Here is a 12,810-nt window from a genome sequence, read left to right as displayed (position 1 = left end):
TGGCGGCCGAGAGCGCGTCGAGGTCGAGCGGTCCGCGCAGCCGCACCGCCAGCGGCACGGTGTACTCGGTGCTGTCCGGCTCGTACTGGTGCAGGAACCACAGCCGCTGCTGCGCGAACGACAGCGGGTGGTCGGGGCCGTCGGGCACGGCCGGGATCGGCTCGGCGAGCTGGTCGCCCAGCGCCCCGGCGAGGTCGGCGACGGTGCTGTGGGTGAACAGGGTCAGCGGGGACATCTCGACGCCGAGGGCGTCGCGCACGCGGGACACGACCTGGATGCTGAGGATGGAGTCGCCGCCGAGGGCGAAGTAGTTGTCCGTGCGCCCGACCCGGTCGACACCCAGGACGTCCGCCCAGATCCGGGCGAGCGTGGTCTCCACCGGCGTTCGGGGCGCGGCGAACTCGGGTGCGGCGGGTGCGAGGTCGGGTTGGGGTAGGGCGCGGCGGTCGGCTTTTCCGTTGGGGGACATGGGGACTGCGTCGATGACGGCGAACCCGGTGGGCACCATGTACTCCGGGAGGCGTTCGGCGAGGAAGTCGCGCAGCTCCCCACCGGTGGGCACCCGACCGGGCGCGGCGACCACGTAGCCGAGGAGCCGTTTGTGCCCGGCGGTGTCGGGGCGTGCCGCCGCGACCGCGTCGGTGACGTCCGGGTGCTCGCGCAGAGCGGCCTCGACCTCGCCGAGTTCGACGCGGAACCCCCGCACCTTGACCTGGCCGTCGGCGCGGCCGAGGAACTCCAGCTCCCCGCCGCGGTTCCACCGCACCAGGTCACCGCTGCGGTACATCCGCTCGCCGGGCGCGCCGTGGGGGTTGGCGACGAATCGGGACGCGGTGAGACCGGGTCGTTTCAGGTAGCCGCGGCCCAGGCCGACACCGCCGATGTAGAGCTCGCCCTGCACGCCGACGGGCACGGGCCGCAGGTCCTCGTCGAGCACCAGCCCCTGGAACTGCGGGAGCGGGCGGCCGATCGGCGGTGTGCCGCGGTCGGGGGGCAGCGGCTGGGACCAGGTGCTGAGCGCGGTGGCCTCCGTGGGCCCGTACACGTTGTGCATGCGCCGGCCGGGCGCCCACTGCCGCACGAGCGCGGCGGTGCAGGCGTCGCCGCCGACCATCAGGGTCTTCAGGTCGGGCAAGGCCATCGCGGGGACGGTGGCCATGGCGACCGGCGGGATGAAGGTGTGGGTGATGCGGCAGTCGCGTAACGCGGCGCCGAGGTGCTCGCCGAGCAGGGGCCCGGGTGGTGGGACCACGAGCGCGGCGCCGTTGGGCAGGGCGAGGCACAGTTCCAGCACGGAGGCGTCGAAGCTGGGTGAGGAGAACGCCAGCACCCGGTCCCCGGGCCGCACGGCGCAGTGCTGGGCCTGGGCGGCGGCGAAGTTCGCGAGGCCGCGGTGGGTGACGACGACGCCCTTGGGGCGGCCGGTGGAGCCGGAGGTGTAGATGATGTAGGCGGTGTTGGTGACCTCGGCGACGGCGGGTTCGGTTCCGGGTTCGGCGGCGAGCGCGGACACCTGGGCGGCCTCGTCGATGACGAGCACCGGTTCGGTGTCGGCGAGCATGAACTCCTTGCGGTCGGCCGGGTAGTCGGGGTCGACCGGCAGGTACGCCGCGCCCGCGGCGGCCACGGCGAGCTGGGCGATGATCAGCTCGACCGACCGCGGCAGCACCAGCGCCACGACCGTTTCGGGGCGGGCGCCGCGGGCGGCGAGGACGCGGCCCAGCGCGGTGACACGGGCGGCCAGTTCCGCGTAGGTGAGCACGTCGTCGCCGGCGATCAGCGCCGGCAGGTCGGGGGTGTGTGCGGCCTGGGTGCGGAACAGGTCGATCAGCGTGGCGGGTCGGGTGCCGGTCGCGGCGCCCTGCCATTCGTGCAGCACCAGCCGGCGTTCGGCGGCCGAGAGCATCGGCAGCTCACCGAGGGTGCGGTCGGGGTCGGTGGCGATGGCGGCGACGAGGCGGCGCAGCCGTTCGGTGAGGGCCTCGGCGGTGGCGCGGTCGAACAGGCGCGGGTCGTAGCCCAGCTCCAGGTGCAGCTCAGGGCCGCCGGTGTCGTCGGTGCGGGTGTCGGCCGGGTCGTCGAGGTGGGCCGCGAGGCTGAGTGCCAGGTTGGTGGTCTCGACGCTGTCGACGGCCGCGACCTGCGGGCCGTCGGCGTGTTCGGTCTCGATGGGGTAGTTCTCGAAGGCGACGAGGCTGTCGAACAGCGGCTCCCCGGCCGGCACCGCGCCGCAGGCCCGCACCTGGGCGAGGGAGAGGAAGTCGAAGCGGCGGGACTCGGCCTGCGCCTCCTGCAGCGCACGCAGCCAGGGCAGCACGGGCGCGGCGGGGTCGACGTGGACGCGGGTGGGGACGGTGTTGATGAACATGCCGACGATCGACTCGGCGCCGGGGAGGTCGCCGGGCCGGCCGGAGACGGTGGTGCCGAACACGACGTCGTGTGCACCGTCCTGGTCGCCGCTGTGCCGGGCGAGCAGCAGCGCCCACGCGCCCTGCACGACGGTGTTGACGGTCAGGCCGTGGTCGCGGGCGGTGCGTTCGAGTTCGGCGGCGGGCAGTGACAGCCGGACGGCCGCGGTGGTCTCGGTGTGGTGGGCGGCCACGGGTGGGCGGTCGAACGGCAGCGGGGTGCGGGTGGTGATCCCGGCGAGGACGTCGCGCCAGTGCCGCTGCGCGGCGGTGACGTCCTGGGTGGCGAGCCAGGCCAGGTAGTCGCGGAAGGGGCGCCGTGCCGGGTGCGCGGCGGGGCGGCCGGTGGTGAGCGTGACGTACTCGCCGAGCACGTCGGCGAACACCTGGGAGGTGCTCCAGCCGTCGAGCAGCAGGTGGTGGCAGGTCCACAGCAGGTCGACGGTGCCGGGCTCGCCGGTGGCCAGGACGAGCCGCATGAGTGGCGCGGCGGCGGGGTCGAGGTCGGTGGACTCGTCGGCGTCGGTGATGGGCCGGTACTCGACGGGCACGTCGACGTGACGGCGCACGACCTGCACGGGGGTGCCGACGCCGCGCCACACGAACGCGGTGCGCAGGATCGGGGTGCGGTCGACGACGCGTTGCCACGCGGTCGCGAACAGCCGTGGGTCGTCGACTCCGGACAGGTGGACGCGGGTGTGGGTGACGTAGGCGCCGGAGCCGTCGGCGAGGCTGTGGAACAGCATGCCGGCCTGCATGGGGGTGAGCGGGTACACGTCCTCGACGTCGCGGCCGTCGCCGACGAGGGTGTCCACCTGCGCCTGGGTGAGGGTGGCGAGCGGGTAGTCCGACGGGGTGCGGCCGCCGTGGCGGGCGCAGTGGGCGAGGATCTCGCGCAGCGCGTCGGCGGTGCGGTCGGCGAGGCGCCGCACGGTGTGTTCGTCGTGGAGGTCGCTGCTGTACTCCCATTCCAGCCGCAGGCGGCCGTGTTCGACGGCGGCGAGGATGTCGAGGAGGTGGCCGCGTTCGGTGTCGGGTCCGATGTCCTGGCCGAGGTGGCCGGCGTCGGCCCGCAGCAGGCCCGCTCCCCCGTCGTCGTCGCTGTACTGGCCGAGGTAGTTGAGGCAGATCTGTGGTGCTGGCACGGCGTCGAGACCGGTGCCCGGGTCGGTGTCGCCGCGGAGGTGGCGCAGTGCCCCGAAGCTGATGCCGTTGCGGGGCACGGCGCGCAGGGTTTCCTTGACGGACTTGAGGGTGTCGTCCCAGCCGGTGGCGGGCAGGTCGAGGGTGACGGGGAACTCGCTGGTGAACCAGCCGACGGTGCGGGAGAGGTCGGTGCCGGGCAGGACGTCTTCGCGGCCGTGGCCTTCGAGGGTGACGAGGACGCGGTCGTGCCCGGTCCATTCGGTGACGGCGCGGCCGATCGCGGCGAGCAGCACGTCGTTGACCTGGGTGCGGTAGGCGTCGGGCACCTGGCGCAGCAGCGCGTGGGTCTCGGCCCGGTCGAGGGTGGCGGTGACGGTGCGGGCGTCGGCGGTCCGGTTGCGGCCGCCGTCGTGGTCGACGGGCAGCGGTGGGGTGGCGGTGATCGCCTGCCAGTGTGGGAGGTCGTCGTCGAACCCGCCGGCCTGGACGTGGTCGTGGAGCAGCCGTGCCCATTGTCCGAAGGAGACGGTGCGGGGGCCGGGTTGTGCGCCACTGTAGGCGCGTTCGAGGTCGGCGAGCAGGATCCGCCAGGACACGGCGTCCACGACGAGGTGGTGTGCGGTCAGGAACAGCACGGGGGTGTCGCCGGTGAACAGGACGGCCCGGAACACGTCGCCGGTCGCGGGCCGCAGGGCGGTTTGGGTGGCCGCGGCGCGCTGGTCGCGTTCGGCGCGGCCGGTGGGTTCGGTGACGACGTCGAGGATGTGCGGGGCGGCGGGGCCGGGTTCCTGGGTGGTCTCGGTGAAGCGGGTGCGCAGCGCGGGGTGGTGTTCGACCAGCGCGGTCAGCGCGTGGCGCAGCCGCTCGACGTCGACGTGCGGGTCCACCTCGACGGTGACGGACATGGCGTAGTGGTCGCGGTGCTGGGCCGGGAGGGTGGTGTGGAGCCAGCGCTGGATGGGGGTGAGCGGGGCGGGACCGCCGGTGTCGGCGGCGAGGGCGGGGGTGGTGTCGCGGGTGGCGACGAGCGCGAGGTCGGCGACGGTCTGGCGGAGGAAGATGTCCTTGGCGCTCACCCGGATCCCGGCTTCGCGGGCGGTGGACACGACCTGCATGGAGAGGATGGAGTCGCCGCCGAGGGCGAAGAAGTTGTCGTGCGCGCCGAGGTGTTCGACGCCGAGCACGCGGGTCCAGATGGCGGCGAGGTCGGCTTCGATGCCCGGTCGGGGCGCGACGTGGCCGCGGTCCTCGCGGAGGGCGGGTTCGGGCAGGGCGCGGTGGTCGAGCTTGCCGCTGGGGGTGAGCGGCAGCTGGTCGATCGGCACGAGCGCGGCGGGGACGAGGTAGTCGGGCAGGGTGGCGCGCAGGTGGGCGGTCAGTTCGTCGGGGTCGCCGCCGACGACGTAGCCGACGAGCCGCAGGTGCTCGCCTGCCGTGCGGGCGAGCACGGCGGCGTCCCGGACGTCGGGGTGTCCCAGCAGCGCGGCGGTGATCTCGGCGGGTTCGACGCGGTGGCCGCGGATCTTGACCTGGTCGTCGGTGCGGCCGAGGTAGTCGAGTTCGCCGTCGGTGGTCCAGCGGACGCGGTCACCGGTGCGGTACATGCGGGTGCCGGGCCTGCCATAGGGGTCGGCGAGGAACCGGGTCGCGGTGAGGCCGGGCCGGTTGAGGTAGCCGCGGGCCACTTGCGGGCCGGCGAGGTACAGCTCGCCGGGCACGCCCACCGGCACGGGCCGCAGTTCGCTGTCGAGGACGTAGGCGCGGACGGTGGTGAGGGGGCGGCCGATGAGCGGGCGGGTGCCGGGGGTGATGCGGTGGCCGGTGGCGTCGACGGTGACCTCGGTGGGGCCGTAGTAGTTGAGGGCCATGAGGTCGGGTTGTGCGGCGAGTGTCTGCCACAGCCGCTCGCCGGTGGCCTCGCCGCCGACCATGAGCATGTCCAGGCCGACCTCGGTGAGTCCGGCGGCCACGAGTTGGGTGGCGTAGGCGGGGGTGAGGTCCACGGCGGTGATGCCGGCGCGGCGGTAGTGGTCGACGAGCGCGGGTGGGTCGAGCCGCAGGTCCTCGTCGATGACGTGCAGTTCGTGGCCGGCGGCGAGGAACAGCAGGCCTTCGAGGGAGGTGTCGAAGGAGAAGGTGGCGGTGAGTGCGAACCGTTGCCGGCGCGGCAGCCGTTCGATGATGGTGGCGCGGTGGTTGTGGTAGAGGGCGGCGAGGTTGCCGTGGTCGACGACGACGCCCTTGGGGCGGCCGGTGGAGCCGGAGGTGTGGATGACGTAGGCGGGCTGCCGGGGGTGGGGCACGACGCCGGGGTCGGTGGCGGGCTGGTCGGTGGTGTCGGGCAGCGCGTCGAGCACCACCGCGGGGGTGGTGTCGGCCAGCAGGAACTCGATCCGGTCGGCGGGCAGGCTCCGGTCGACCGGCACGTAGGCGGCGCCGGACTTGAGGACGGCGAGCAGGGCGACGACGAAGTCCACGGAGCGGGGTAGGCGCAGCGCGACGAGCCGGTCCGGGCCGGCGCCGTGGGCGCGTAGCCAGTGGGCGAGCCGGTTGGCGTCGGCGTCCAGTTCGGCGAAGGTGCGGGACTCGCCGCCGCGGACGACCGCGACCGCGTCGGGGGTGCGTGCGGCCTGGGCGGCGAACACGGCGGTCAGCGGCGGGTGCGGGCCGGGGTCGTGGCCGCCGCGCCACTGGTCGAGGAGTCGGGCGCGTTCCTCGGTGTCGACGAGGTCGACCGTGGTCAGCGGCTGTTCGGGGGCGGCGGCGACGGCGGCGAGCAGGACCCGGAGGTGGTGGGCGAGGCGGGCGATGGTGGTGGCGTCGAACAGGTCGGGGTTGTACTCGATGCCGCCGAGCAGCTCGGCGCCGGCCTGCTGGAACTCGATGGTGAGGTCGTGGGTGGAGGTCACGACGGGTGCGCTGACCTCGGTGGTGGTGAGCCCGGGCAGGTCCGGCACCTCGTCGGGGGTGTTCTGCAGCAGCACCATCACGTCGAACAGGGGGTTGCGGCTGGGGTCGCGTTCGGGGGCGAGCGCGTCCACGACGCGTTCGAACGGCACGTCCTGGTGGGCGAACGCGGCGAGCACGGTGCCGCGCACGCGCCGCAGCAGGTGGGTGAAGGACTCGGCCGGGTCGATGCTGGTGCGCAGGACGACGGTGTTGACGAAGAACCCGACGAGCCGGTCGAGCTCGGCGCGGTCGCGGCCGGCGGTGGCGGTGCCGACGGCGATGTCGCGTTGACCCGAGTAGCGGGCGAGCAGCACCTGGCAGGCGGCGAGCAGCGTCATGAACAGTGTGCTGTCGCGCCGTTTACCGAGCTCGACGAGGGCGGCGGTCTCCTGCGGGGGCAGGGTGAACCGGTGCACGGCGCCGGCGGCGGTGCGCACGGCGGGGCGGGGCCGGTCGGTGGGCAGGTCCAGCGGTTCGACGCCGGCGAGCGCGGTGCGCCAGTGGTCGAGGCTGGCCGCGGCGTCCTCGCCGGCGGCCCAGTCGCGTTGCCAGGCGGCGAAGTCGGTGTAGCGCAACGGGATGGGGTCGGGGGTGGCGCCGGCGTAGAGGGCGGCGAGGTCGTCGGTGAGCACGGCGGTGGACCAGCCGTCGGTGACGATGTGGTGCAGCGCCAGCACGAGCACGTGTTCGGTCGGGCTCAGCCGCACGAGGGTGGTGCGCAGCAGCGGGCCGCGGCGCAGGTCGAACGGGCGGGCGCACTCGGCGGCCAGCGCGGCGTCGAGCCCGGCGGGGTTGTCGCTGAGGTCGACCAGTGTGAGGTCGGCGGGCCGCGGGGGGTGCACGATCTGCACGCCGCGGCCGTCGACCTCGTCGAAGGTGGTGCGCAGGGACTCGTGGCGGGCGATGAGCCCGGTGAGCGCGGCGGTGAGCGCGGCGACGTCGAGGTCGCCGGTCAGGCGCAGCATGGTGGGGGTGAGGTACTCGGTGCTGCCCTCCTCGAACTGGTCGAGGAACCAGAGCCGCTGCTGGGCGAACGACATGGGCGCGGGCCCGGTCGCGGCGCGGGTGGGGATGGTGGCGGTGTCGCCGCCGGGGACGGCCTTGGCGAGCGCGGCGACGGTGGGGTGCTCGAACACGGCGCGCGGGGAGATCTGGCTGCCGAACGCGGCCCGCAGCCGCGACACGACGCGGATGGACAGGATCGAGTCGCCGCCGAGGGCGAAGAAGTTGTCGTGGACGCCGACCCGCTCGACGCCGAGCACGTCGGCCCAGGCGGCGGCGGTGACCCGTTCGGCCTCGGTGCGGGGCGGGAGGTAGGTGTCGGCGGCGGTGAGGTCGGGCGCGGGCAGCGCGCGGCGGTCCAGCTTGCCGCTGGCGGTCATGGGCAGTTCGGGGAGCGTGACGAACGCGGCGGGCACGAGGTAGTCGGGCAGCACCCGCGCGAGCGCGGCGCGGGGGTCGTCGGTGTCGCCGACGAGGTAGGCGACCAGCCGGACACCGGTGGTGCCGTCCTGGCGGGCGACGACGGCGGCGTCCCGCACACCGGGCAGCCGGCGCAGCACGGCGGCGACCTCGCCGGGTTCGACGCGGAACCCGCGGATCTTGACCTGGTCGTCGGTGCGGCCGAGGTAGTCCAGTTCGCCGTCGGTGGTCCAGCGGACGCGGTCACCCGTGCGGTACATGCGGGTGCCGGGTGCGCCGTGGGGGTCGGCGAGGAACCGGGCCGCGGTCAGGCCGGGCCGGTTGAGGTAGCCGCGCGCGACCTGCGGGCCCGCGAGGTACAGCTCACCGGGCACCCCCACCGGCACGGGCCGCAGCTCGCCGTCCAGCACGTAGGCGCGGACGGTGGTGAGGGGGCGGCCGATCAGCGGGCGGCTGCCCGGGGTCAGGGTGCGGGCGGTGGCGTCGACGGTGACCTCGGTGGGCCCGTAGTAGTTGACGGTGGTGAGGTCGCGGTGGGCGGCGAGGTCCTGCCACAGGGTGTCGCCGGTGGCCTCGCCGCCCAGCAGGAGCAGCTGCAGGCCAACCTCGGCCAGCCCGGCGGCCACCAGTTGGGTGGCGTAGGTGGGGGTGAGGTCGGCGGCGGTGATGCCGGCGTCGCGGAAGTAGGTGAGCAGCGCGGGCGGGTCGAGCCGCAGGTCCTCGTCGATGACGTGCAGTTCGTGGCCGGCGGCCAGGAACAGCAGGCCCTCGACGGAGGTGTCGAACGAGAAGGTGGCGGTCAGCGCGAACCGCTGCGGCCCGGTGAGCGGCTCGAGCAGGTCGACGCGGTGGTCGTGCAGCAGGGCGGCCAGGTTCCCGTGGCCGACGAGGACACCCTTGGGTTTGCCGGTGGAGCCGGAGGTGTAGATGACGTAGGCGCCGTGGTCGGGCCGCACCGGGACGTCGGGGTCCTCGACCGGGTAGGGCGTCAGGTCGCCGAGTTCGTCGAGGACCAGCACGGGCCGGGCGTCGGCGAGGAGGAACTCGACGCGGTCGGCGGGCAGGCCGGGGTCGATGGGCAGGTAGGCGGCGCCGGCCCTGAGCACGGCGAGCAACGCCACGACCATGTCGACCGAGCGCGGCATCCGCAGGCCGACAACCGTTTCCGGGCCGGCGCCGGCGGCGATCAGCCGGTGGGCCAGCCGGTTGGCCGCGGTGTCGAGCTCGGCGAAGGTCAGCGTCGCGGCACCGCAGACGACGGCGGTGGCCTCGGGTGTGCGGGCGGCCTGGTCGGCGACCACGCGGTGGAACAGCGGCGCCCCGGTGCTGACGGCGTGTTCGGGGGCGGGGAGCACCAGCGCCCGGTCGGTTTCGGACAGCCAGTCCAGCTTGCCCAGCGGGCGGGTCAGGTCCTCGGCCAGGCCGGTGACCAGGGCGCGCAGCCACCCGGCCACGCGGTCGGCGGTGGCGGCGTCCAGCAGCGCGGGGTCGTAGGCCAGCTCGAAGTGGACGCGTTCGTCCAGGCGCACGGACAGGGTGAGCGGCAGGTTGGTGGTGTCGATCGTGCGCACGTCGACCACGCGCAGACCGTCCGCGGTGGAGGTGTCCTCGAAGGGGTAGTTCTCGAACACCACGACGCTGTCGAACAGCGCGGCGCCCGGGGCGAGGTCGGCGTGGGACTGCACGCGGGTCAGCGCGAGGAAGTCGTGGCGGCGGGCCTCGCTCTGCGCGGCCTGCAGCTCACGCAGCCACGGCCCGGCCGGACGGCGCGGGTCGACCGCGACCCGGGTGGGCACGGTGTTGATGAACATGCCGACCATGGACTCGACACCGGGCAGTTCGGCCGGGCGGCCGGAGGTGGTGCTGCCGAACACCACGTCGTCGGTGCCCGCCCACCGGGACAGCAGCAGCGCCCACGCGCCCTGCACGACGGTGTTGACGGTCAGCCCGGCGCGCTGGGCGGCCGCGCGGAGCCGGCCGGCGTCCAGGCCGGTGTGGGTGGTGGCACTGGACTCGGTGCGGTGGGCCTGGGTGGGTGGCCGGTCGTAGGGGATGGCGACGGGCGTGTCGAACCCGGCCAGCACGGTCTGCCAGTGGTTGTCGGCGGCGTCGGTGTCCTGGGCGGCGAGCCAGGTCAGGTAGTCGCGGAACGGGCGGCGTGCCGGCACGGCGGCGGGCAGGCCGCGGCTGATGGCGGTGTGGCGGGCGACGACCTCGGTGAACACCTGCCCGGTGCTCCACCCGTCGAGCAGGACGTGGTGGGTGGACCAGATCAGATCGACGCGCTGGTCGCCGGTGCGCACGATGGTCAGCCGGGTCAGTGGGGCGCCGGCGGGGTCGATGCGGTTGGCGCGGTCGTGGGCCAGCAGCTCGTCCAGCACGCTGGTCCGCGCCTCGTCGGTGAGGGACCGCAGGTCGTGGTGGGTGATGGCGAGGTCGACGCGGCGCTGCACGACCTGCACGGGCTCGTCGACACCGTCCCAGACGAGGCGGGTGCGCAGCACCGGGGTGCGCTGCACGACCTGCCGGAACGCCTCGGCGAGCGCCTCGGGGTCTCCCACGCCGTCGAGGGTGAGCCGCACCTGGTCGACGTAGGCGCCGCTGTCGGGGTCGACGAGGCTGTGGAACAGCATGCCGGCCTGCAGCGGGGTGAGCGGGTAGATGTCCTCGACGTGCGCGCCGGTGCCGGCGATGGTGTCGACCTGGGCCTGGGTGAGGCGGGCGAGGGGGTAGTCGGAGGGGGTGCGGCCACCGGCGTCGGGTCGGGCGCAGTGCTCTGCGAGGGCACGCAGGGCGGTGATCATGCCCTCGGCGAGTCCGCGGACGGTGTGCTCGTCGTGGCGGGCGGTGGAGTACTGCCAGTTGAGGACCAGCTCGCCGTGCTCGACGAGCCCGTTGATCTCCAGGGGGAAGTCGAGTGGCGCGGCGGGGTCGACCTCGGCACCGGAGGGTTCGTGGCGGGTGCGGAACACCGCGGCGTCGCCGGTGTCGTCCCAGCGGCCGTGGTAGTTGAAGCACAGCTCGGGCAGCGGCGCGGTGAGGCCGCTGCCGGGGCGCAGTTGGCGCAGCGCGTCGTAGCTGATGCCGCGCCGGGGCACGGCGCGGACCTGTTCCTTGACGGCTTTGAGGGTGGCGTCCCAGCCGGTCGCGGGCAGGGAGAGGACCAGGGGGTACTGGGTGGTGAACCAGCCGACGGTGCGGGAGAGGTCGCTGCCGGGCAGGACGTCCTCGCGGCCGTGGCCCTCGAGGGTGACGGCGACGGTGTCGCGGCCGGTCCAGCCGGCGAGGACGCGGCCGAGCGCGGTCAGCAGCACGTCCTCGGCGTGGGCGCGGTAGCGGGTCTCGGTGAGCCGCAGCAGCGTGGCGGTGGTGTCGCGGTCCAGGCGGGCGGTCAGGGAGCGGGCGGTGCCCGCGGTCGCGTCGCCGTCCCGGTCGGTGGGCAGCGGAGCCGGGGTGGGTGTCGCGGTCCAGTGGGGCAGGTCGTCGTCGAACCCGCCGGCGGTGACGTGCTCGCCCAGCCGGTGCGCCCACTCGCCGAAGCCGGTGCCGACGGGGGTGAGCCGCATCGGCTCCCCCGCCACCGCCTGGGCGTAGGCGGTGGCCAGGTCCTCGGCGAGCACCCGCCACGACACGCCGTCCACGACGAGGTGGTGGACGACCAGCAGCAGCCGGGCCGGCCGGGTGGGCCCGAGGTCGAACAGCAGTGCCCGCAGCACGGGGCCTTCGATGAGGTCTAGGGACGCGCGAGCCGTTTCGGCGGCGGCGGCCACGCGGGCCGCGAGATCGGCCTCGGCCGCGGTGTCCTCGGTGTCCTCGGCTCTGGTGGCGAGGTCGATCGTCTCGACGTCCACGGTGCACTCCGCCGGTTCCTGGCGCCAGGTGTCGCCGTCGAGGTGGAACCGGGTGCGCAGCGCGTCGTGGTGGGCGACGACCGCGCGCACCGCGGCGGTCAACGCCGTGCGGTCGACCCCGTCGGCGAGGTCGAGGGCGAGCGACATGGTGTAGTGCGGGCGGGGGCCGTGCGTGGTGAGGAACCAGGACTGGATCGGGGTGAGCGGCGCCGGGCCCACCGGCGCGGGCGTGGGCGCGGTGGCCGGTTCGGCGGTGGTGACGACCGCGGCCAGCTCGGCGACGGTCTGGTTGGCGAACACGTCGCGGGAGGTGAACCGCAGCCCGGCCTGGCGGGCGCGGGAGGTGAGCTGGATGGACAGGATCGAGTCGCCGCCCAGACCGAAGAAGTTGTCGTCGCGGCCGACGCGCTCGGCGCCCAGGACCTCGGCCCACAGCACCGCGAGCCGCTCCTCCAGGTCGCCCTGAGGTGGCTCGTAGTCGCTGTCGGCGTCGACGCCGGTCCGCGGCGCGGGCAGGGCGTGGCGGTCGATCTTGCCGCTCGCGGTGAGCGGCAGCCGGTCGAGCACGACGAACGCGGCGGGCACCAGGTAGTCGGGCAGGACCCGTTTCAGCTCGGCCCGCAGCCCCGCCGGGGTGGGGGTGTCGGTCACCATGTCGGTCACCATGTCGGGCACGGGGGTGGGCGCGGCGGTGGGCACGATGTAGCCGACGAGCCTGCGGTGCCCGCCGTCCTCGCGGGCGACCACGCAGGCCGCGCCGACGCCGGCGCAGTCCAGCAGCGCGGCCTCGACCTCGCCGGGCTCGATGCGGAACCCGCGGATCTTGACCTGGTCGTCGGCGCGGCCGAGGTATTCGACGGTGCCGGCGGCGGTCCAGCGGGCGTGGTCGCCGGTGCGGTACATGCGGGTGCCCACTGCGCCGTGGGGGTCGGCGAGGAACCGGGCCGCGGTGAGGCCGGGGCGGTCGAGGTAGCCGCGCGCGACCTGCGGGCCGGCCAGGTACAGCTCGCCGGGCACGCCCACCGGGACCGGCC

Annotated in this window: 1 protein-coding gene; it reads right to left on the bottom strand. The window is 74.5% G+C overall.

Translation table 11 applies throughout. The features are described from left to right. Positions 1-12,810: amino acid adenylation domain-containing protein (locus ACJ73U_RS12930; RefSeq protein WP_407777829.1), on the bottom strand; the 12,810-nt coding region annotated here is incomplete at both ends.

This window comes from Actinophytocola sp. (assembly GCF_045807065.1).
GTDB lineage: Bacteria > Actinomycetota > Actinomycetes > Mycobacteriales > Pseudonocardiaceae > Actinophytocola.
The sequence above is the reverse complement of the archived record's forward strand: the minus strand, read 5'-3'. Positions and strand labels throughout refer to the sequence as shown.